Annotated in this window: 15 protein-coding genes; 2 read left to right on the plus strand and 13 right to left on the minus strand. The window is 55.6% G+C overall.

Going from position 1 to position 22,123, the window contains the following annotated elements:
- Positions 1-799 precede the first annotated feature (799 nt).
- The 5 genes from BLS11_RS18730 to BLS11_RS18750 all read right to left on the minus strand — a co-directional run bounded on the left by BLS11_RS18730 (position 800) and on the right by BLS11_RS18750 (position 6,058).
- Positions 800-2,878, minus strand: a complete 2,079-nt coding sequence (locus BLS11_RS18730; protein ID WP_092539326.1) for a minichromosome maintenance protein MCM — start codon at positions 2,876-2,878, stop codon at positions 800-802.
- Between the two features lie 379 nt (positions 2,879-3,257).
- Positions 3,258-3,770, minus strand: a complete 513-nt coding sequence (locus tag BLS11_RS18735; RefSeq protein WP_092539327.1) for a PIN domain-containing protein — start codon at positions 3,768-3,770, stop codon at positions 3,258-3,260.
- Positions 3,771-4,073, minus strand: a complete 303-nt coding sequence (locus BLS11_RS18740) for a hypothetical protein (protein WP_066419238.1) — start codon at positions 4,071-4,073, stop codon at positions 3,771-3,773.
- A gap of 529 nt (positions 4,074-4,602) precedes the next feature.
- A complete protein-coding gene (locus BLS11_RS18745; RefSeq protein WP_092539328.1) occupies positions 4,603-5,538 on the minus strand; it encodes a transcription initiation factor IIB in 936 nt (311 codons plus the stop codon).
- Positions 5,539-5,623: 85 nt separating this feature from the next.
- Positions 5,624-6,058 carry an SWIM zinc finger family protein gene (locus BLS11_RS18750; RefSeq protein WP_092539362.1) on the minus strand — a complete coding sequence of 145 codons (435 nt, stop codon included), beginning with the start codon at positions 6,056-6,058 and terminating at the stop codon, positions 5,624-5,626.
- Between the two features lie 184 nt (positions 6,059-6,242).
- Between BLS11_RS18750 and BLS11_RS18755 the strand changes: the two genes are divergently transcribed.
- The gene (locus tag BLS11_RS18755) at positions 6,243-6,518 is read left to right on the plus strand and encodes a PadR family transcriptional regulator (RefSeq protein ID WP_092539329.1); all 276 of its coding nucleotides are present in this window, start codon (positions 6,243-6,245) and stop codon (positions 6,516-6,518) included.
- A gap of 478 nt (positions 6,519-6,996) precedes the next feature.
- Here the strand turns inward: BLS11_RS18755 and BLS11_RS19165 are convergent, their stop codons facing one another.
- A complete protein-coding gene (locus tag BLS11_RS19165; protein WP_139172834.1) occupies positions 6,997-7,707 on the minus strand; it encodes a hypothetical protein in 711 nt (236 codons plus the stop codon).
- 104 nt (positions 7,708-7,811) lie between these two features.
- On the opposite strand from BLS11_RS19165, the gene BLS11_RS19170 reads away from it, so the two are divergent.
- Positions 7,812-8,417, plus strand: a complete 606-nt coding sequence (locus tag BLS11_RS19170; RefSeq protein WP_139172835.1) for a DUF8170 family protein — start codon at positions 7,812-7,814, stop codon at positions 8,415-8,417.
- A gap of 451 nt (positions 8,418-8,868) precedes the next feature.
- Here the strand turns inward: BLS11_RS19170 and BLS11_RS19175 are convergent, their stop codons facing one another.
- From BLS11_RS19175 to BLS11_RS18795, 7 genes are all read right to left on the minus strand, one after another.
- Complete coding sequence (locus BLS11_RS19175; RefSeq protein ID WP_139172836.1) at positions 8,869-9,912, minus strand: hypothetical protein; 1,044 nt, start codon at positions 9,910-9,912, stop codon at positions 8,869-8,871.
- Positions 9,913-10,081: 169 nt separating this feature from the next.
- Complete coding sequence (locus tag BLS11_RS19180) at positions 10,082-11,044, minus strand: hypothetical protein (RefSeq protein ID WP_114936200.1); 963 nt, start codon at positions 11,042-11,044, stop codon at positions 10,082-10,084.
- A 759-nt stretch (positions 11,045-11,803) separates the two neighbouring features.
- Positions 11,804-13,039 carry a phage NrS-1 polymerase family protein gene (locus BLS11_RS18775; protein WP_092539333.1) on the minus strand — a complete coding sequence of 412 codons (1,236 nt, stop codon included), beginning with the start codon at positions 13,037-13,039 and terminating at the stop codon, positions 11,804-11,806.
- 379 nt (positions 13,040-13,418) lie between these two features.
- Entirely contained in the window at positions 13,419-17,744 is a 4,326-nt protein-coding gene (locus BLS11_RS18780; protein WP_092539334.1) for a type IV secretory system conjugative DNA transfer family protein, read from the minus strand.
- Complete coding sequence (locus BLS11_RS18785) at positions 17,737-19,941, minus strand: VirB4 family type IV secretion system protein (protein ID WP_092539335.1); 2,205 nt, start codon at positions 19,939-19,941, stop codon at positions 17,737-17,739. The genes BLS11_RS18780 and BLS11_RS18785 overlap by 8 nt, the downstream gene beginning before the upstream one ends.
- Positions 19,934-21,055, minus strand: a complete 1,122-nt coding sequence (locus tag BLS11_RS18790; protein WP_092539336.1) for a TraC-like domain-containing protein — start codon at positions 21,053-21,055, stop codon at positions 19,934-19,936. Before BLS11_RS18790 ends, BLS11_RS18785 begins: the two co-directional genes overlap by 8 nt.
- Before the next feature lie 6 nt (positions 21,056-21,061).
- Complete coding sequence (locus BLS11_RS18795) at positions 21,062-22,123, minus strand: TrbL/VirB6 family protein (RefSeq protein ID WP_092539337.1); 1,062 nt, start codon at positions 22,121-22,123, stop codon at positions 21,062-21,064.

Raw genomic sequence — 22,123 nt, forward strand, 5'->3', positions numbered from 1 at the left:
CCCCAATGTGGGCGCGAGCGAGAGCGCGTCCACGGGAGGCCACACAACCAGCACCGCGCGCCGACTCACCGAGCGCAGCGAGGTGAGTCTCGGGACGCGAACGAGAAGTCCCCGCGAGCGTCGCGAGCGGGGGCGGGGCAGACGAGCACCGCGAGTCTGCCGAGTGAGCGGACCGATACCCCGCCCGGAGCGAGCGGCCAGCTTTAAGCCGTTTCTCGTGTCCGGCCCGGCCTGCGGGTCCGTGTCCAGCGCGACGGTCGTGAGCACGGCGAGTCGTGTTGTGACTCGCCGCGCGGAACGGCCCAAAGCGCTGGAACGCGAACGCCCGCAAGGGTCGCAACCGAAAACGCGCTTAATGCTGGCGTCGAGACCAGATTCACTTTAGCCCGGAACGCGGTCGAGTGACGACGGAACGAGACCGCGACAGCCCGGAATGGTCGGTCGCGAGCGACGCGAAGGGCGGAAGCGGCGAGCGGTGCGTGCCGTAACGAATCACCTGTTCAATCGAATTCAACGCTCAGTGTCCCAACCGACAGTCTGGCGGACTCAGAAAGGGCGAGGCCGTCTCGGACGTTCCCCGACACCCCGCAAGCACCGCAGGTACGAGGAGCGCAGCGAGTACCCGTGAGTGAAGCGAACGGGGACAAGCGAGACGGAGTCTCGCATGGCCGCGGGATGCCGAGCAGCCGAGGGCTTTCATCGAAGTACTCAGACCGAGTTCAAGAAGAGAATAGACTATCGGAGATAGCCGAAATCTATCGAAACCAGTTCTGTACGCACCATCCAAGATGTTGCTGTCTTATTCTAAATCGTCGGTGTTTGTTAAACGAAGGTAGCCTGTTCTCGGCTCGTAGAGCTCCCCTTTCCGGCGAAGGCTTTCGATTTCATCTTGGGCCTTCTTCTCGTTGATATCCAGTTCAGTCACTGCACGTTGGAATATCTGCTCTTTAGGCGCGAATCCGTCATTATCGTCCTGTTTGCCAATATCGTAGATCAGTTGGCGGAGTGCTTTTATCCGGTCCTTCTGGCTTTTCGTCGTCCCCGTCTCCACAATCTCTGCGTCGAACTCACCGGTATCGGGATCTATGCCGAGGTTTTGGAGACAGGACTCGACGATTTCCGTTACTCGCTCTGCATCTTCTTCAGTCACCGTGTCAGAAAGTCGAAGTCGTGCTGACGCTTCGGCGAGGCGGACGAGCCCTTCAAGCTTTTGTGCCGTTAACGGTATGGGCACGTCCTCATCACTCCCCTTTGCACGGAAGTCGACGTAGAAATCACGGATTACTTCCTTCGCTTCTTCACTCAGGGTCGGGAAGCAATTCTGACGAGCATAGACGAAGTACTTTATGAGCAACTCGCGGTCAATTACAGGCTCTACGAGTTCGCTCGCAGTCTCTATCTCGTCCTCGTCGTACGCCGACGCCGGAATCTTCTCGGCCTGGGTTCGCATCTCGCCAGCCTTGTTCGAGTCTAAAATGAATTCAGCGACTCCAGAATCCGACTTTGGGTCGGGGTCATCTCTCACGATGAACGTGAGGTCAAGGTTACTGAGTAATCCTGGTGGTAGGTCTACTTGCGGAGCGATCGGTTCGTACTGGTCGAACCGTCCAAACTTCGGTCTCCCAACGATCGTCGTCGACGTCTGTGCAGGAAGCGTGTCGACAACGCTTGCCTTCGAGACATCTACCTGTTGATCAGCTATGACATTCGATAATGCAACCTTCTCTTCGCTCCGGAGGCTGTGGGCATTTTCAATTACAGCAAGACCATGATTCGCTTTCACGACGGCACCCCCACGCGTTTCCCACCCGGAGGAAGTGTTGTAAGCACCGGCGGTAAGTCCGACTTCGCTCGAACTTTCACCAGAAACCACGACTGAACGAGGGGAAAGCCGAGCTGCTGCTCGAACCATTTGAGATTTCGCACTCCCTGGGTCACCGATGATGCCGACGTGTATCGTCCCTCGGATAGTGGACTCATCTGGGAGACGCTTCCGAACTCCCGACGCGAGTTGGAGTGCGAGAGGGAGTTTGATGTGTTCGTTGCCGTGAACCGACGGTGCGATACTGCCAGTGATAGCCTCGTAGATATCGTCGCGGTCTGCTATCTCGAGGATTTTTTCGATGTCATCGTCGGTGATTTCGATATGAGCGTTTGGGTCGGCCTCAGTGAGGCTGTGGGCGTCAAGATATTTGTCCGGGATGGTCGTGGAGAGGGTTTCATCAGCGAGTTGCACGGCACCTGTCACCGCGACAGTTTCACCAGGGGTCGCTCTCCCAGCAAGGTCGCCGATAAGTTCGACCTCGAGAGTCTCAGCCTCGTCGTCAGTTCCGACGCCTTTATGGCGTTGTTCGAGCGTGAGACGCTGGTAATCCTCGTACTCACTTTGGTTTCTGTTTACTACAAATGGCCCACTACGTTCGCACCCTTGGCACTCAGCAGGTTCATTACTCCCTGACCGTGTCTGGGGAATGTACGTCATCGTCCCGCAACGCTGGCACTGGAACGCCAATTCCGTCGGCTTTGACCGGACTGGAGACGCTGTCGCAACTGTCCCGATGACTGTGAAGAGTTCGCCGATGTGCTTCGTCCTGAGAGACGCTAGTTTGATCCGTCGCGTATCTTGCATCTGAACAGAGACGTGCGATTCTTCATGTTCCGATCGGAGTGCTTCTTCTGCCCAATCACGAAGTCTTTCGGGGTGTTTAAGATATTTTTCTGCGACCTCAGAGTCGTATTCAGCAAGATCGTTAAACGCTACCGAAGCGACTACCAGTTCGTCTTCTTTCTTCTCAAGAGCACTAGACTCTAACTGCCGGAAAAAAGCGATAAACGTGTCTAAGAGGTCAGAGTTAGATCCTGAAGGGGTCCTTTCCATGTCCTCGTGGTCGATTTTCAAACGACAAAAGGCTATTCGTCCTGTAATTCTCTTTTAGACGTAATAAATATCTAACAATTGTTATGCGGACGAGCGATTCTTCCGTATGTGGCTCTCACGGCGTGTTCACGGGGAAATTCGTTCACAAACGTCGTAGAGAGTGTCGTCATCGGCTGCAAGGAGCATGTCGGGAAGCGATGTTGAAAGCGGCCGGTGCGGCCCGACCTTGAACGTGACAGGTGAGCCGCATGCAGGGCAGTCCATGGTCATCTCAAGGGGTACTCATATGTTGTAGATAATGGAGGGATGGGACAGTCATACACGGTAGTCGATTAATACCGGGTACGGAAAGGTATCCAGAGAGGCAACAGCCGCGGTGTTAGGGCTCTTCGAGCAACGAGCGAGCCCGCTGCACGTAACTGTTCGCGCCCCAGCTACGAGCGTCGCTAATCTCATCGAGGAGCAGCCGCGCATCAGCAGCAGATAGGTATTCAGTTCGAACGAGTACTGAGAGGAGCGTCGGCGTCGTGACGAGCCGGGTATCAGCGAGTGAGGCATGGATCAAGCCAAGTTGATTGAACTCGTCACAGAGGAAGAGCGCAGCATCGAGATCGTTCGCGAGTGTGACGGCTGCGTTTTCACCGTCATCGAGCGGAAACTCGGCATCGAGGTCGACAGACTGTGTCGTGAATGACTCTGCTTGGTTGAGTACGGCGGACGCAGCGTGCCCATGGACGTCATCGTAGGAGGCAATCTCTCGGAGTTCATCGATGACCGCCGTTGGAACGACGACCTCGTACCGGGAGAGACAGAGTGCGAGTGGATCGGGATCGTCGCCAGTAACGATCCCGAGACTCACGAGGGCGGAGGCGTCTGCGATAAGCCGCGACATCTATGCGTCGGCGACCTCGTCGATGAAGTCCTCGTCCAACTGTTGCTTCAACACTCGGAGGTTTGCCGCCTCTTCGGCGCCGACGAGTGCTTTGAGCTGCTCGAAGGTGATCTCATCGTCGTAATAGGCAGCAGCAATTTCTTGGGTGAGTGCGTCGTCGTGAGCGGCATCTTGGAGGTACTCCCGAAGCGCGGTCACGAGGACGTCCGTTCGGTCTTCCCCGAGGACTGCGGCCAGTGCGTCGGCACGGTCGATGAGCCGATTGGGGGCCCGAAACTGCACGCGCTTTTTATCTGTACTCATTATGTGTACATTGTGAGCCAACGCACTTAGACGTTTTCGTGTGTACAATGTGAGTCTCATTCGGCTGAGCGTCACTCGTCCACGAGATGCTCCTCGAGGTCACGCGTCCGCACGCCGTGATTGTCGGTTGGCTGTGAGGCGTCGTCACTGGGTAACAAGCAGTCGTCGATAGCTACGAAGGCGCTGAGAACCCGTTGACTTATTCGTCTTTGAGTGCAGCGTAGATCTCTGCATGGAAGTCGCGGACGATGTCGCCGTTGGCTCGATTTGACGTGCGTGCCATAGAGAATCAAGTATCTACAGTTTACAGAGATCAGTAAATGGTGTTGCGTTCAGCCTATCTGGGCTCAAAGCGAGCGATGGGCCGCTCACCAAGAACACTCTTTCCCTTAACCTACAATTGAGGATGCGGACCTCTGTTGGTTAATACTCGGTTCGACGGTAGTTGGAATCAACGACAGTTCCAGACGCTGCGTAGTTATACTCTGAGTTGGGGGTGTCTCGTTCTCCTGAATTGTAACAGACGAGATTACTGAGAGAGTTCCCTTTGCAGCTCGTCTCGTCGTGAACGGAGCGTCACAGGAGTTGTCCCCGCCGCCTTAGCGATCGATGCCTGAGTGAGCGCACAATCTCGTTCTTGCGCAGCCAGATAGAGACAAGCTGCTGCGACGCCTGACGGTTGTCGTCCATTCGCGATGGTCTCAGCCTCTGCCCGTTCTGCGAGTTCGAATGCTCGGTGGCGGACGTGATCTGTGACCTCAAGATCAGATGCGAGTCGAGAAACAAACGATTGCGGCGTTAGCGGTGCCGTCGGAAGCCCCAGTTCACTATTCAGTGCCTTGTACGCGTTCGACACTCTCCGTTTCGAGACTCTTGCCACGGTGATGACTTCATCGAGCGTCCGTGAGAGCCCGGTACAACGACAGGCACCATAGACGCTTGCAGCGGCCATCGCTTCGATTGATCGTCCGTACAAGAGGTCTTCGTCCTGGGCACTCCGAAAGAGTGCACACGCCCGGTCACGGGCTGTCTCGGACAGTCCGAGTGCACTCGCGATTCGGCGGACTTCGGTTAGCCCGTGTGCGAGATTCCGTTCGGCTTTCGATTGAAACCGACCCCGAGACTGTTCACGTCGAAGGCGGGCGATCTGTCCTCGCTTCTCTCCGGAGAGTGTGTTACCGCGAGCGTCCCGTTCGTACCCGATTTCTGTGGAAAGGCCGCGATCGTGACGCGCTGGTGTGAGTGGAGCACCCGTTCTCCGCTGAGTCTCATCATCGTCATCGAAAACCGATCGCCAGTCAGGTCCACGGTCGATCTGCAACTCGTCGATGATGAGACCGCAGTCCTCACACACTGTTTCAGCACAGTTCGTTCTGACGTGTCCACCGCATTCTGGACATGCGCTGGTGGTACTGTTCGATCGTTCCTCGTCGAAGCCACTCTCGTAGATATCTCTCGTTGCCATTGGAAATCTGCGAGGTGCTTTCTGACTACCCCGCACCCCTTCAGGGGAAGAAAAAATAATTCGTCAGCGGTTCGCGGCACTCACATCAGTCTAATTCGGGAATGTCTCGACGTCCACTCTCGACGCACTCCCAACACGGGAAGTCGTCAGGGAGTTCGTCGCAGTCACAGTTCGGCGGCGTTGCCTCCTCACTGTCCTCGGTTGGCGTCTGGTTCGTGTTGGAGACACCTCCATCGGTGGCCATCTGCACTCGCTGAGCGGCATCGATGATCGGTTGTCGAATCGCGACTGCGACACGGTGCTTACACGGGCCGGAATACGTTTCGTCGGCAGGGCATTCACACGAGATCGGCACTCTCTCTTCGATGGTCACTCTGTACTCGTGGTTCGCTGGGTCAGCGTGGCTCTCGTTACGCACCAAGATATCGCTCTCGATTAACGAAAACTCGAACGCCTCGTACTGCGCTCGTTTGAGGATACGCTTCGAGGGGTTCAGTCCTGCAAGTGAAGGTTTAGACATGGTACTCACTGAGGCGAACTTCTGTAAGCGCCTCACCCCTCAGGGTGGAGATAAACCCAGTACGACAATAGAAGGGGTAATTCACCGAGGTTGAGTCTTGAGAGGCTTCAAGAGAAGAAGTTGGATTCTCAGAATAGAGAATGATTGGGTATAGTTATAGTATCAGAGTAGTCCGGTTCGATGAATGTACGATCTCACTGGGTTCCAACGCGATCTGCTCCTCGTTGTCGCAGGTCTTGACGAACCACATGGCCTCGCGGTGAAAGAGGAGATGGAGGAGTATTATGAGAAGGAGGTCCATCACGGGCGTCTGTATCCAAATCTCGATACGCTTGTAGAGAAAGGGCTAATCAAGAAGGGGGAACGAGATCAGCGAACGAACTACTATACACTGACTGCAAGAGGAGACCGCGAAATTGCTGATCGTCAACAGTGGGAAGCAACGTACCTCAGTGACTAAAGGTTCCTACTAGCACTTGACCGGAAAGGGGGCAAACAGAGCCGTTCGAAGGCACTGGATTACGCCTGCAGATTTAGCGCTCAGACTAGAGGCATCACTTGTCAGTGTATCTCTCTAGGGGGAGTCGATCAAGACCAACAGTATCGTATCCTCTCCTATTGGCTGCTAATCCGCGATGGTATTCGATACCTAACCAACACACTCCATCAGACGACTTCGTCGGTGAAGCGCTCGTACGTCTGTCGTTCCGAATCGGTGAGGTCGATGCTCCTGGTGTAGACATATTTGGTATCGTCTTCACTGACAGTAACGAGTAGCTTGAGACGCACCCCCTCATTGCTCACGTAAATCCAGGCGAGTTTAATCGCTGGTTGTAATATGAAGACAAGTCAAAAACTCCGGTACTCATCTAAGATTGGAAAAACATCTGCTACATGGGGTGGCCAAGAAAAGGCTACTAAGATCGGCCTTCCCCACCTTATAGCCAGTTAGGGGTTGGCCGACCGTCCCACTCTTCAATTCGCTGTATGTCTTCAGGCCGATCAAGAGAGTCGTAGATTTGGTATAGCATACCCAGATTCTCCCACAATCCCATCTGCTGGAGCAATTCGATTGCAAATTTGGATGCAGCATAGAAGGTCCGAGGCATCTCATTAGGGATACTCTCCACATCAGGCTCTAACTTCTCAACAAATCCCTTCTCAGTCAAAGTCCGAAGGTGGTCACGAACTGTGGATTCTGAGATAAGACCCTCATTTCGAAATGCCACTTCTTTCGGACTTAGTGCACCAGTCTCTGATGCTAAGAGCTGCTGGACGATGCGTAACTTATGCTCCTCAAGCAGCTCACGCATTGCTCCCAGCCGATTACCGTCATAGATCTCTGCAACCTGCTCAGCGGCGTCCTGTGGGTCACGAGAAACCTCAGTTGTAGCGTCCTGCTCCGAATCAATCCGTTGGATAGCTCGTCTAACCTCTGGATCGTCAATACCTCCTAGATCGGAATTCTGGCTCTCTCGGAGCCTCTCACTCAATTCCTCAACCTTGCTAGATAAGGAACCACTTTTGAGAGATTCTGGAATAGCCTCTATGTCCTCAATCTCTGAGAAAAGTAAATCCTCCAGCTCTGATGAAGCCTCCACCGCCTGTTCATCTCCTTCTTCACGCTTGGTGGGTGCTTCTTGACTCATAGAGATTAATTGACTCTAGTGAGCGATAAGTGTTGCGGCTACCATCGCAACAGATGAGATAAGAGGAGAACAATTAACTCCGACGCAGACGGTTCTTTAAAAGGATGGCTCTCCCGCCTCATCTTCAAGGTTTACCGGAAATTAGAGACTGGGAACTCCTCCTGGAGGGATACAGCGATTCAGAACTCATTGAATTTACTCAGAAAGCAAATGACATTCTACGGGATAATGGCCTCAGAGAGAACCCTGATCGACCGAGTTTTCTGATCCTTGGGAGCTACGATCAGGGCTCTTCGACGAGAGAAGGACCAAAGGATAGGCTCGAAGACGTTCGAGATATCCTCCATCTTAATCAAAAGTCGAACTTCGCGATCTTGCTGGAAGAGCTGGATCCCGATAACACACGGTGGAACAACTGGTATCTCAAATTCCAGTTTACCCTTCTTTCTACAGATTACAATGTTCTCGTCGCAGAGGATAATAATGGAGGGCATGAATTAGAGCTGGGTGAAGTTCCCCTCCAAGAAACGTACGTCGCAAAGCGTGAATATACCCACGCATCGTTGGATAAAGATCTCGAGTATGAGAAATTCGATGCGATGATGTCCACACTCTTTGATTTCCTCGATCGTGCAGGACACCTGTATCGGTGGCAGGACAAAGCAGAACTTTCTGACGCAATCGTTCAAATCGCTCGGAAGACGATGTGAGTGAACTGCCTCGAGGTCAATCCCCGAGACACTCTGTTTTCCTTATCTGTATAACGTCCAGACCACTGAGGGAGGTGGGGATGGTGGAACTATCCTTCTACCTTCGTTTGTTGGCTCTACCTCGCAGTCACCAGTAGAACGATGACACTACTGTGTGGCGTAGACCATCTCCATTGGGAACTCGTTGTCATCCTTTTCTGGTTCTTTAGGTAGTGTCTTGAGCGCTCCCGTGTGTGAACTCGCGGTTATTGCAAGTACGAATACAGGTGGACGTTCTGTTTTTGACGTTGGCCGCTATCTGGGGCCGAGGCCCAACCGCCTACTCACCTTGGACGAGCACGGAGAACACACGCGAAGGGTTGATATCGGAGCGAGGGCGACTACCGCTCAGTCTCTTTCCTAACCAGCCCCAAAAGCAGAATCAGATAAGAAGACCTCCGAAGTCTCTGAACTATAATCCGAACAGCGATTGATCCTCCTCTGCTTTTGCTCTTTTCTCCCAATCCATGGTCGATCTAAGAACCAAGGACTCCTGTTCCGAGTTGGACCTCCAGTCCTTAGGTGCGAGTTCAATAATCTCGCCGAAGATATCTGATCCGGCATCTGCAACACCGTCACCGTACTTTTTCGCGAACTCGTAGCTCTCGAAGTCCTCTGCAGAGATATTTCGCTGTTCTCCTATGAATGACTCTGCATCTGCACGAACGCTGGTGAACCGAGGGATCTCACGTTTATCGTTCACTTGGTCAGCAACCCATTTTGCCCGTTCCACAGAGATTGTGTCATAGAGTGCTTCACGGAGCTCCCAGTGAACTTCACTCATGAAGAAGGCCACAAACCGATTACCGCCGTACTGACCAAGACGGAACAGCGTCCCACTTCGAGCAAAGAAGATCTTACTGGTACCTTTCCATGCCAGCTTATACGGGACTCCGACCCACATTAGGCCGGCTTCTAAGCAGAGACAAGCGATACTGAGTGCGAAGTCCAAGTACTCCGGCCGTCGATCTCCTTTGATTGCGGTTGCGAATGCCTCGGCCTTAGTGAGAACGTTATTGACGGCTCCTAACAGCGGGGCATAGCGAACGACGATGTCTGCTCGGTTCCCAACTGAATTTAGCATGCTCTCGTCGATGACCCCGGCTAGGTTATTCTCGTGGAGGACTTCGACAAGCCGGCTGACTGAGCGGAGATCGGTGCGTCCATCAGACGTTTTGCTGATGGCTTTGGTGATCTCATCTGGTGAGTACTGGCCTAATGCATCGGAGGCGTCCTGTTCACGCTCGTGGATCTCCTTGGCGAGTTCCCAGGCCTCTTTCTGTCGACCTTTAGGATCAGAGAGGTAGGCGATAGACTCTGGAAGTTCGCTAACATCGAATTCACGGGGTTTGTCAGCCCTTTCTGCCGCTACTGATGAAGCTCCCACTAACGAGGTGGTTGTGGTTGCTCCGAGAGCCTTCAGGAACGTGCGCCGATGAGTTGGTTTACCAAGCAAGTTATCAGAGAAACGGCACCCACATACATATTGTTTTTGCTGAAATTATTTTTATACTGAATTAATTTGACCTGAATTGTGTTACCCGTATTCCCTCGTCAGTAGGTCGGAAGTTTGCTGAGGAGACTTATCTTGAGATCTCGTTCAGGCTGGTTTGAGCTGGGATCTACTAGTTGTTAGCGGTCGAAGTCTCAGCCTCCAAGTCCTCTTCATACTCGTTGCTATCGGATTCCGTTTGGCTACTAGTTTCAGAACTGTCTCTGAGAGGCGATTCCGGAAGATCGTCGTTGGTGTCGGTGACACGGACCCAGACAAAGTATAGGGTCCAGAAGAATCCGATGAGCCAAAATGCGAATACACCTATTGGCTCAAAGATGAGTGCCCAGTTAGGGACAGGGAGGGTAAACCCGATTTCGTGCAGTATTCTAACCGTTAACGGGAGTACGACAGATAACCCAATTGGGACAATGGTTGCTTTTATACTGTCCTTCAACTGCTTCGGATCTAGAGACTCGTACTGTTGAACAAGAGCCCCACGTCTATCTGAGAGCTGTTCGATGCTGAGATCGAGTTCGGAGACTCGAGATCCCTCTCTATCATACTTCTCCTGTTCATAGATGTCCCATAATGCGTCCACTATCCAATTACCAACAGTAGCTTCTGGACTGTCGATATTAGCTACTTCCACTGGAGCACCCAGTGGTCCTGTTTTCATCGGCTGAAGCTCATCTACTAGATCATCCCAACGTCTTTCGAGCTCTTCAGCGTGAGGACGAATGAGCTCACCACCGGAAACTCGATGTTCAGCTAAAGCGTTCAGAGCATCTTCAAGTTCAACGTTGTTTGGCGAGGGATCCCAGTCACTTCCAACATCGTGGTCGATGAATTTGTCGACGTTTTCCTGTGCCTCTTCGATTTTCCATCGTTCTTCTGTCTCTTCTAATGAGTTAATCCGAATGCTCCGACTTTCATCCAGTGCTTCAAGCTCTACGTCGATTGATTCGATTTGTCTCTTGATCTGGCTGCGTTCTGATTTGAGGTCAGAGAGCCGGGTGACTAGGTAGGCTGTGAGGATACCGAGGAACACGGAGGCAGTAGTGGCAAGTACGCCGTAGAACTGTATTAGTGCCATTCGCAGAGGTAGTGCGTTACTGAAAAATAGAGAGGGTGTGGAGTATGAAGGCAGCGATTGGTGAAAGGAACGTTGCGTAGAGGGCGAGCCCGGAGATCGTCTAGAGTGAGAGTAGGCCCTGTACGCCGCCGACGGTAAGTCACCCGAGTAGCACGAGCAGAAGGATTCCGAGTAATGTGATCAGGCGAAATCGGAGGAAGTCGGCGATGGGGAGTCCGACAAAGGCGATGACGAGGGCAATCATACCGACGAAATACCTGACAGTGCCCACCGAGAGATGCGCGAGGAACTCGCTCAGGTTCTATCCTGCAACGAGTAACCCGGCGCCGAGGTACAGATTAGATCACGACGAAACCGACAAGCGTTGCAGCGCCGGTTGAGGTCCGACTTCGTTCCAATGGAACGGCCATAGCGAACACTATACTGAGAGTGGCGATAAAGGCTGGCGTCGGAATGAAGTGGTGAGATGAATGCTGCTGCCTATGCGCCCTGTATTGACTGAAACCGGGGCAAGATGCATCAACCGCTGAGGATTTCAACAGAGTCACTTTCACGGGTCGGCCGACCCACAGGCTACAAGAGAATTAGCCAACGCTAACTGAACCAGTAGCTCAGTGTTGGTTAATCAACCTCACTAATCCGGAATTCGCCAGCCTGCTCGATGGAGACCCTATCTGGGCCGTCAGTTGCTGGTAAGGGGCTATTTGAGAACCTCATACCACTCCCCGGATGAAGAGATGCCACGGTGATGTCGTACTCTTACTCGGAGCGGCGGCCGACTAACCGGTCCCAGAGCGATGGTGTCGTTTCCTCAGAGTCGCTTTCGTTTGCAGCCTCAGTATGTGCATCCTCGGTCTGTTCGGTTGCTCGGTCGCGGGCGGCACGTTCGTCTGTGAGCTTTTCGAGCTCTGCTTCGAGGGTGTCGATTCGTTCGTTTTTCCGTTCGAGTCGTGCCTCGAGTTCGTCGACACGCTCGGTTAACAGCCGGTTCTTCTCGACCAGATACGCGTGGGTGCGGTCCGATTCGTCGCCGCCAGCATTGGAAGTGATGTCCCCTGAGCTGGTGTGTGATGGGGTGGTGTCGCCAGCATCTGGGTCGTAGAACCCTGAGGTGGTCGCAATCGCTCGCCCGATGGTCTTCTCTCCGTACGTTGACCCATCGGCGTAGTGGACCTCGTCCCATTTTGCCCGGAACAGCCCCGACTGGCGGAAGAGCCGATCCATCCGTGTTCGGTCGCCACCAGTCCAAAACGCTAGTAGACAACAGAGTGCCATGTCGGCTTCGGACTGGCTGTCGTAGCCGCCCGTGTTGCCGTTCCAGAGTCGTTCGAATTTTTCCCCGTTCGTCGCGTTTGTTGCTTTCTCGAGGAGTTTCTGATCGTCGAGATCGATATCCGCGCTGGGCTCTCCAGCAGTCTCGCTGGGAAGACTGCTGTCCCCATCAGTCGCCTCGTCCTGGACGTACTCACGGTGGACCGCTGTGAGCGCGTCCTGTCGCCTCGCGACCGTCATTGGCGTCTCGACGACGTGGTCGCCCGTAACCGTGAAGAATCGCGCCGAGTCGTACATCTCGATTGTCCCCTTTCGGTTTCGCCCATCAGGGAGTTCCCCCTCGACGAGAACGTGATACCCGGTTCCTGACGGTGAGCGTTCGGTGTAAGAATCGAGTCGGTCGATGATATCCTCTGCGGCTTCATCGATGACGCCAGTATCCGGGTCACGACAGTCGTCCAGGTCGACGCCGACGAACGGATCGTCTGCGGTGAAGACGAAGCCAATCCCGTCGGCGTCTCCTGTCTCGGCGTACTCGAGCGCGTCGCCGAAGGAAGTCCACGTCTGCTCGTCCGTCGACGAGGCGAATTCCCCACTCCTCGGAGTGATCGGTACCTTCGTCGGCTTCCCGTCGCGCTCCTGTTCGCGCCAGCAGATCCACTGGTCGTATTCGATGAGTGCCGTCGGGAGGACCGACTCGTCAAGCGTGAACTGATCCGTCATGATTCTCTGATATCGCTTCTAGCGACCTCGATTTCCTTTGGGGGCGACGAGAAACCTCCACCTGCTGGTGGCCGCCGATCCAATACCTTGGTTCCAACGGGGAACCCCCCATCTATACTAGTTGGTTTTTGCCGTAACGGGGATGCCAATTTCGCGAAAGAATGAATCGAGAACGGCCAACGCGGACGCACGGCAACGTTCCACCACTTCGTTCGCGTTACGGCAATCTCGGGGGTTGTCGTAACATGGCGCTGTCTGCCGATTTTGTAGATTTCAGAGCCGCCGTCGCTGTCGATGCCATAACGTGAATTGATTCTTCCGTTACACAGGCCGAAACTGCTGTACACACCAGAATCGCTGGCGGATATGGCCGGCACCATTACTGATCCACGCTCCCGGGGTGATCGAGTGCGAGTCCCTCATAGTATCGAATAGGATCGCCGTTTTCGCGTTGGGTCGTCCGCTCGAATGTGACGTGATTACTGAGCCGACGAGCGAACCAAGATTTCGTGTCTGGTTCGATATCATTCCTTTCAGCCCATTGTTCGTATCGCTCGTATACCTCCCCCGCGGCCACTGTGCTTTCAGCGTCCTCGATGAGGTGGAGATCCGCGAACCGCTCGACGACTGCATCTGGGTCATCCGCAATATCCTCGATCTGTGGCGCTTTTGTTTGTTGAGCAGTCTCACTCTGCTGGTCCGCAAATCCCACATCTCTGCTCGATGTCACTGTCTCGAATAGTGTCTCTAGGGGGTGTGTTTCTCCGTCAGAGTATACGACCGGCTCACCCTCTTCTGGAAGGATGACGATAGCGTACGACTCAGGGCTGTATTCGGGCGTTGGGAGTTCAGCGTCAGGAACGAATGGTTTCTTGATGCGCACCCAGTCCGCCTCGAACGCCGCCTTCGTGTCGTAGACATGCTGCTCACCATGCTCATACACGACGTACTCATCGGCTGCATGGTCGTAGCTGTAGATGGCAGGGACGCGGTCTTTCGATGCATCTGCGAGCGTTGAGAAATGCGTGTACTCGGTCCCATCACCACCTCTGAGTACAAGGTCATCCTCTTCCCGCGCCCAGACGGTTCGGCTAGAGTCCGTCTCGCCTACCGTAGGTCTGACCGCCGTTACGCCACCTTGTTCGGTCGCACCACCGTTGAAGGTGAGATGCTCGTCGTGGGTGTAAAATCGGGTTTCGCCGCTGGCGAGCTGCTGAACCGGTGGCGACAGAATCCGCTCGACCCGTTCGGCCCAGTAGGTTTCCGTCTCGCCGGGGCGGACCACGAACAACGGGACGTGACCAGCGTCCTGCGCTTTTCTGAGGTTCGTAAGTACCTTCACCGGGTTTTCTGGCGTTGTAGTCTCGGCCTCGATAGCAAACGTCTCGTCGAGGTCAGGATGCGTTGCTTTCGCATCTGGCCGTTCGTTACCATCCTGCGTGAGGATCGTAACGCGACATCCGAGTGCCGTGAGCGCAGCCTCGATTTCCAGTAACGCCGCATCGTGTGCCTCACTCCCCGATGCTCTCGTGTCGCCGGTGTCCGGCGCTGCCGCTGTCTCTCCAACGTCGGTCAGGCGGACCAGCAGTTCGTCGGTGGCTGTATCAAGCTCGACATCGAGCAGCCGCGACCGCTCACGGATGTCCGCGAGCACATCGTAGTCCGGTGGATCGCTATCTACTCCCTCGAAGCATGCTCGCAGTTCAGCGTCGACGTCTTCGACGGCCACCCACCCATTCTCGTCACGAACACCCTCTCGGAGCTGGATGATTCGAATCGTCTTCGCAAGCGCCTGATCGAGATCCTGATTCGGCGTGCCGAGAATCTCTTGTATCGCTTCTGGGGTCTGCTCAGAAGACGCACCCCCCGTTTCGGGCACGCCGAACTCGTCGCTTACTCGCTCGTGAATGGTCGATAATGAGTTCTCGAAGCGGTCCTCTTCCCAATCATCAAGCGGAGACTCGCTCTCGGGGTGGCCTGGTGGAATCGGTAGCGGTTCCAGACTAAACGGATACGGCCCCGTTTCACCGAACGTCGGGCTCGGCAGACTCGCAATCCATTCACCCCGAGGCAACGACCGAATCCGATTGGCGAAGTCGACCGGATCCATCTCCTCATGGGCCATCGCCTGGGCGAGCTCTCGGTCAACGTTGATCTTCCCGACGAGGGAGCTCCCGATATTGTTCAAGGTGTTCAGGTACACCTTCCGACCGCCTTCGGCCTCCATCTGCTCGGGGAACTGCATCGACAGCCCGACTGAAAGCCGGAAGCTACGCCCCTTTTCGAGGAGGTCGTTCATAATGTCGGAGACAACGATCGACGCAGCCTCATCGACGAGCAGGTTCGCGACGTAGTCGTCCGGGTACTGTTTGAGGTCGTGTTTGCGCTCCTTGAGTGCATCATCGAGATTGGTCAGAATCACGCCCGTCATAATGCGGGCGGCCTCATCCCGAAGATCGCCGAGATCGAAGAGGATGACTGTGTTCTCGTCAAGGACGTCGCGGAAGTCGAACTGGTTCTCGGTATTGTTGAACACCCGCCGTAGGTGGGTGTCCTGTGAGATGTAGGCGAGCCGATTCCCGACACCGCCCATCACGTTCGCGAACGTATTCGGATCGAGTTGGAGCTGCCGCCGAATCGTCCGCACGACTTCCTCGTCACTCGACTGAGGTGCTTCGCCGAGAGTCTCATTCGGCGGCCCGGCTTCCCAGAGTTGGTCGACAATGTGTTCTAGCTGTCGGTGGGCGAAGTAGTCAGTCGACTCCCGATACATACCATTCTCGCGGCCGTATTCCTCATCGAACAGTGCCTTGATGAGCATCTTGATGAGCGTCGGAGCAACGGTGGCGCGTTCGTAGCGATCCGTTCCCATGACAAGTTTGAGAATCTCCTCGTAGTGATCGGCCTTCCGCTGGACTGCATCCTCACGGCGCCGTCCGTTTTCCATCGCAGGTTCAAGATTGAAGAACGAGAAGCCGGGGAGGACATCCGGCATCGGGAAATGAACGACGTTCGCCTCAAGGTCAGTCGTGCCGAATCGACGCGCATGTACCCGCATGTAGTTCTCGCTCATGCCGTCGCCCTTCGGATCAATCAGGATGACCGGGCCCTCAGTGTTCTCGTAGAGCGAGAGCACGTCATTGATGAGTGCCTTCGATTTCCCCGACCCAGTGGTTCCAAAGCGGCCGTAGTGGGTCGGGAGTAGGTCCGCTGGAATGTGGGTCGGCGTCTCTTCGGGCACACCGTTCTCATCGAGTGCGTATCCGACGGCCATCCCGTCACGGAACTGGCGCATGAGGTCTTGGTGCGGGCGGGGGAGTGGATTCCGGCTTTGCTGTTCGGCCCGCGTTCCTCTCGTCCCCTCAACAGTCAATTGCTCCGAGGACGGTGCGATAATGAAATGAGCGAGCTCGTTTCCGTTCAGAACCAACTCAGGCCGCTTCTTTCCGCTGCCAGTGTCGAGGTCCCGGTTCACCAGTCGGGTTAGTGCCTTTCGTGCGTGCTTCTCTTTCGTCGCCTGTCGGAAGCCCTTGTTCCGGAGTCGCTGCCCTTCGATTCCATAAAATGGACCGTCGAGCGGATCGAATACCGGGCGGAGAGCGTCCATTCGGTCGTCGAGATCTTCGGCAGCATCATCGTCGACTGGAACAGCGAGCGCCCGGATATTTGCGGTGAACGTCCGCTTCGGGGTCTTAGCGGTGATCCGTTCGACTCGTTTCTTGACTGGCTCGCTCAGCTGGCGTTCGCTTCGATCACGTGGCTGTGCCTCAGCCTCCAAAAGTGACCCAACCCACTCCTGAAAGAGTGTATCTCGCCCATCGATCAGGTTCTCTTTACGGACCTCCGCATCGGACGTCCAGTCGGGCTTCCGTCGGAAGACGACCTGGAAGGCAATCGGGTGCTCGGCTTCGATCAGATGGTCGACGAGTGAGGCGAGAGAATCCCCTGGCTGGTCTGGTGTCGTCAGCGAATCAGTCGCATCCTCCGCAAAGGGCGTCAGCATCGTCATCCAGTCCTCCTTCCTGGTGGCGTTCCCGTACCAGTGGACACCGACCGGCGAGACCGTGTCCAAGGCTGGTCGGGCGAGTACCGTTCCGTTGCTCGTCGCGGTGGGCTTCGTGAGCGCTGTCAGCGGTTGATCGGCTGAGAGCGTGTTCGGAGGTGCGACTGCGATAGCACCATCATCATGCTCAATGAGGTACTGCTCGTTCGACGCTGGTGCTGTGCCACCATCCGCGACTGATTCTGTCTCGTCAGCCGCTGGTTCGCCCGTATTTCGTTCACCTGCTGGTCCTGCAGGTGGCTCTCGCTGTTCATCAGGGCCGAACTCGTAGTAGATGCCGTCCTCATGGAGGCGATCGACAAATTCCTCCTGCGTGTATTCGACAGGTTGGATCAGTTTCGACGCTAGATCTACTTCGACGCGCTCAATATCGAATGTGGACGGGTAGATGGATTGTAGTCGCTTCGCGAGTGTATCGAGATGCTCGTCAGCCCCGTAGTAGAATTTAACCGGTTCATCTACCCCCTCGCTTAATGCGAGAAACTCGAAGTGGAGCGGACGCGTACTGTGTAGCGGATTCAATTTCTGCGCGAGACTCGGTGAGGCCGTCGTTGTCAGTTTGTGGAGGCTGGCGAGAATCTGCGGGATCTCCGTCACGGAAAGGGACTCGGAGGTCGGTGTGACGCGAAGGTACTCACGCATCATCGTCGCTCACCTCCGAGCCGCCGTCAGGTTGTGCCACTGTTTCTTCAGTCGATTTTCCATTCTCGTTCATCACCTGCTCATCGAGATTCTCACGGAACCGCTGCACGTCAGTATCAACGGCCTCCTCGTCAGCGCCGGGGAGTGAAGACCGTCGCTGCTCGGTCGGGTCGAAGTCGATGACGTGCTTCTCCTTGGGCATCGCCTCAACTTTGATGCCGCGCCACTCGCCGTCGACGCCGACAAGCGCCTCGGAGAATCCGGCATCCTCGCTGCCGGGGACCGCGTCCTGCACGTAACGCATCTGTGCGTAGTTCAACCCGAACTCGTCGGCCCACTCCTCGTCCATCCCATCGAGGCGATGGAACTGCTTGACGGCACACTGATCGAGGATGGCTTCGGACTCGGCGTGCTCGAAGAACTCGTCGACGGTCTGTGTGACGAGCCGAATCGAGAGGTCGTGGTGGCGGTGGTGCCGGAACACAGTTTCGAGGAACGCCAAACTCGCAGCGTCCTGCATAATGTAGCGCGCCTCGTCGATGACGAAGACGACCTCCTTGTCTGTCTCCTTCGCCCGCTCGTACACGAGCGAGATGAGCAACTGCATCGTCAGCGCCGTACTGCTGTCGACGCTGCCCTCCTGTTGTGCGAGATCGAGGTAGATGACCTTCTCGTCACGGATGTCGAACTCTGAGGACTTCCCGAGATTGGCGTGGCGACCCTCCTCTTCGAAGGGACGAAGCTGGTCAAGAAGCCATGTCGCGTCCTCGCGGATCTTCCCGGCCTCCTCGTCGGAACGGACGACGAACGACTCTGGGTCGTCGACCATGTCTTCGAAGACGTCCATCATGTCTCGGATGGTCGGGCTGGGGTTGCTGTGCGTCGAGATGTCGTCGGTGATGTCGTTGCGCTTGTAGGCACGCTTGAGCCCGTGTTCGAGCGTCGTTCGACGGTCACCGAGCGAGATACCGCGCAGTGCGAAGAAGTTCGTCAGGAAGCTCATCGCGTCGTCGAGCTTCTCGTTGAACGGGCTCGCGTCATCACCCATCGCCCGCTGGACGTGATCGGGAGTCTGACGAATCTCCAGAGGATTTAGGCCGAGCGTCCCACCGACGGTGATGCGTTTCGCATCGAGGGCTTCGGAGACACCTGCCCAGTTGTTGAGCGGCTCGAGGATGATGCCGATTCGGTCCTTACTCTGTTCGATCGAGCGGATGAAGTTCTGCTTCGAACCGAACGATTTGCCTGATCCAGTATCGCCGACGGTGAACATCGCGTACCCGTTGTCGCGAGCGAACGGGTCGATGACGACGGGACTCTGATTGTCCTTGTGGATACCGAATTCGACCCCGCCCTCTTCGAGGATGGTCGCATTATGTGGTGATGAGAGCAGTGCGCCAACGGCTCCACCGAGGGCGATGGATTCGCGGCCAAACACGTTGTCTCCAATCGGAGCAGCCGACTGCAGGGCGAGGTCCTGACGACAGATCGCGGTTTTCGGCGTGAGGTTTGCTGGATCGTCGCGGAGAGCGCTCTTGACTTTCTGGACGGAGTCTCTGAGGTCCTCCCTGGTGTCTGCGCGTACCGTGACGAACATCCCTTGATCGAAGACGTTCGCCCCGCTCTCGACGGCCTTGTACGTCGCGGCCGCTTCGTTTGCTCGTTCCTGGAGGTACGCGCTGCGGACACTCTGCTCGAGATCAGCGTCGACCTGAAGGTCGTCAGCGATGTCCTGCAGTTCGTTCCGCGCTCGCTGCTGGTTCTTCGGGGTGATGTGTGCTGTGAGGTCGAACTCGACGTCGGTCAACTCGAAGAGATCGCTCAGGTACCCATCGTTCGGGTAGTCGGCGTAGTCCGCGATATACAGCGTCGTCGTCCACTGCTCGCCAACCCGTGCGGCTCGTGTCTCCCACTCGATGGCTGCCGGCGCGGTCACCGTCTTGTGGGACTCGGAGATATCGTCGAGGAGTTGGCCCTCTGCGTGACCCTCTTTGAGCGTTTCCTCGTTGAGGACGTCCGAGAAGTCAACTTCGGGTTCGTCGTCGTCGGTGTGCCTGTCCCAGAGGAGTTTCCCGATACCCCCGAGGACCACAACCAAAAGGAGGTAAATTGCCGTACCTTCGGTCGACGTTGGATTCAATAACCACTCTGTGAGCTGGGTGAAGGCCTCGCTCGCTTGCAGGATGACGTTATGCATTGGTCTCATCCTCCCAGCGCGAGTTGCCAAGGATCGGCTGCTCGCGAACAATACGCTCTGCTTCGTCGTACTCGTGCTCGCGGCCGTTCCAGAAGTCCATGTTCAGGACGAACAGTTCGATCGTACTGAGCCGACGAGCAGACCACCCGGATGCCTGCTGGATGAACTCGGCTCGAACGTTGTTGACGCGGCTGTCCAGCTTCTCGAACATCTGTGCCCGGCGCTCGACGTCCGTGAGGTCCTCACGACGAGTCACGAACGGGTTGAACAGAAACCCGATGACGGGGAACTGCGTCAGTTTCTCCGCAGGTGTGCCTTCGTCTCGGTATCTGTCGTAGACTTCGAGCGGCGTGACTTCGACGCCGATGTAGTAACTGACTTGCTGAATACCCCTGTCACGCATTTCTTTGGGGCGTGTCTCGCGGTACTCCTCAAGGAGTTCTCGGAAGATTCGGTTCTGTTTGACGTCCTCGTCGGTGAGTCGCTCCTCGATCGTCTCGGTGATTTGTTCCACCGGAAATGACCGCGTTGTCGCGTGGAATTTGAGCTTTGAGTCGAGCTCTTTGTTCGCGAACTCTTCGCCCGCCTCCTGAAGCTGCGCCCAATCGTCGGACATCGCGAAATCCATGTTCCCCGGGTCGATCTCGATGAACGCTTCCATCGTTTCATCTGCCCGTTGAATCGCCCCTGCACCGGGCCACGCCCGCTTGACGTTCGTGAGGTCCTGCGTTCGCTCATCCGGTTTGAACGGCGTGTAGTTTGCGAGCCTTCCTTCATTCCGCTCTGTCTCGTTCGTGTTACTATCGGGAACCTCTGGGGCACTGAACGTAACTCGCGGGCGCTTGACGTATCGATAGACGTCCTTCGTCCACGTCCACGCGTTCAGGTGGTCGGGCGAAACGTAGACGATCGCAACACCAAAGCCGAAGCCCCCGGCGATGAACGGAAGGGCGAGTGACTCAATCCCAGTAAGGCCAGCGATGAACAGGCCGATGATTGGGAACGCGATCAGGACGCCCACGTCACCCTCCTCGATGTTGAGGTAGGGAACACGACTCTCTTCGCCGAACTGGTCCATGATGCGCCGTGCAGCTGCCTCTTGATCCATCGACATGTATTCTTAGTAGGTTCCAGGGTCGTTCTCGGTCCGTCGGTACGACGGCGTACTGTTCTCTTCGTCGCTAGCCTGTCCACGCGCTGCGGCCTTCTGAGCGACAGCGTGACCAGCAGCTGCCTTTGGTCCCCATCGAGCGGCAGTCGTCGCGACGCCGGCGCCACCGACGTACGCACCTGCTGCGACGCCACCGATGAGGGCTGCTCCTTTCGTCGCTCCACCGACGACCTTGGCGGTCAGCGGAGTCGCGTACTTGAACGTCTTCCAGGCTACATAGAGTGCGACGAGCGGGAGGGATGTAGCGACAAGGTACTTAAGGAACTTCGTTCCCGGTGTCAGCATTTCTCCAGCGTAAATTAGGTCGTATCCTTTGAGGATTACTGCGGCAGGTAGTGGGAGAATAGTCAGTGGGACAAACCGCTTACTGAAGCCCAGAGCAATATCAGAGACAACCGGAATATTTCCATAGGCGAGAGCGAATGCAACGGGCATCCCATATAAGTAAATGTAGATGAGAACCTTCCTGATGTAGAGTAGTGCCTCCAACGCCCACATCGAAATTCCACCAACGAGGGCAAATAACAGGCCCAATCCAGGGTTCGTGACTGATACTTCCAAGTACCCAAGCATAGTCTCCGTGACTGAGGAGAGCTCTGGCATCAGTGCAATAGTGAATCCGTTGATGAGGTAGAGAGTCAGGGACCCAACCCAGTACCAGGTAATGATTAGGAAGGCACCGACCCATGCAGTTTTCTTCGTTTTTCCGGCTTCGTAGGCACTGCCGATATTGAAGATTCGAATCGTATGCCGCCCTTGAACGCTCATCACGAGAAGTAGAAGAGAGATGAGCATGATCTCACCACCGACAAGAGCATCTCGGATTGCTGACCAGGGTGCGTTCGTCGGATCTCCAAAAACAAATGTTCCGTCCGTGTTTGGAGTGGGTGTCCCGAACATCCCCTCCGTCAGTGTCTCGTACCCCGATCTGAGCCCATCCATGAACAGGCCAGTAAACCAATCAACGACGGCCTTGGTACCTTCCAGTACAACGTCAATTAGATCAACCAT

This window comes from Halopelagius longus (genome assembly GCF_900100875.1).
Classification (GTDB): Archaea; Halobacteriota; Halobacteria; order Halobacteriales; family Haloferacaceae; genus Halopelagius; species Halopelagius longus.

Excerpts from the sequence above, each read along its gene's own strand:
- BLS11_RS18730 (WP_092539326.1), bottom strand. The coding sequence starts at position 2,878 with ATGGAAAGGACCCCTTCAGGATCTAACTCTGACCTCTTAGACACGTTT.
- BLS11_RS18735 (WP_092539327.1), bottom strand. The coding sequence starts at position 3,770 with ATGTCGCGGCTTATCGCAGACGCCTCCGCCCTCGTGAGTCTCGGGATC.
- BLS11_RS18740 (WP_066419238.1), bottom strand. The coding sequence starts at position 4,073 with ATGAGTACAGATAAAAAGCGCGTGCAGTTTCGGGCCCCCAATCGGCTC.
- BLS11_RS18745 (WP_092539328.1), bottom strand. The coding sequence starts at position 5,538 with ATGGCAACGAGAGATATCTACGAGAGTGGCTTCGACGAGGAACGATCG.
- BLS11_RS18750 (WP_092539362.1), bottom strand. The coding sequence starts at position 6,058 with ATGTCTAAACCTTCACTTGCAGGACTGAACCCCTCGAAGCGTATCCTC.
- BLS11_RS18755 (WP_092539329.1), top strand. The coding sequence starts at position 6,243 with ATGTACGATCTCACTGGGTTCCAACGCGATCTGCTCCTCGTTGTCGCA.
- BLS11_RS19165 (WP_139172834.1), bottom strand. The coding sequence starts at position 7,707 with ATGAGTCAAGAAGCACCCACCAAGCGTGAAGAAGGAGATGAACAGGCG.
- BLS11_RS19170 (WP_139172835.1), top strand. The coding sequence starts at position 7,812 with ATGGCTCTCCCGCCTCATCTTCAAGGTTTACCGGAAATTAGAGACTGG.
- BLS11_RS19180 (WP_114936200.1), bottom strand. The coding sequence starts at position 11,044 with ATGGCACTAATACAGTTCTACGGCGTACTTGCCACTACTGCCTCCGTG.
- BLS11_RS18775 (WP_092539333.1), bottom strand. The coding sequence starts at position 13,039 with ATGACGGATCAGTTCACGCTTGACGAGTCGGTCCTCCCGACGGCACTC.
- BLS11_RS18780 (WP_092539334.1), bottom strand. The coding sequence starts at position 17,744 with ATGCGTGAGTACCTTCGCGTCACACCGACCTCCGAGTCCCTTTCCGTG.
- BLS11_RS18785 (WP_092539335.1), bottom strand. The coding sequence starts at position 19,941 with ATGCATAACGTCATCCTGCAAGCGAGCGAGGCCTTCACCCAGCTCACA.
- BLS11_RS18790 (WP_092539336.1), bottom strand. The coding sequence starts at position 21,055 with ATGTCGATGGATCAAGAGGCAGCTGCACGGCGCATCATGGACCAGTTC.
- BLS11_RS18795 (WP_092539337.1), bottom strand. The coding sequence starts at position 22,123 with ATGGTTGATCTAATTGACGTTGTACTGGAAGGTACCAAGGCCGTCGTT.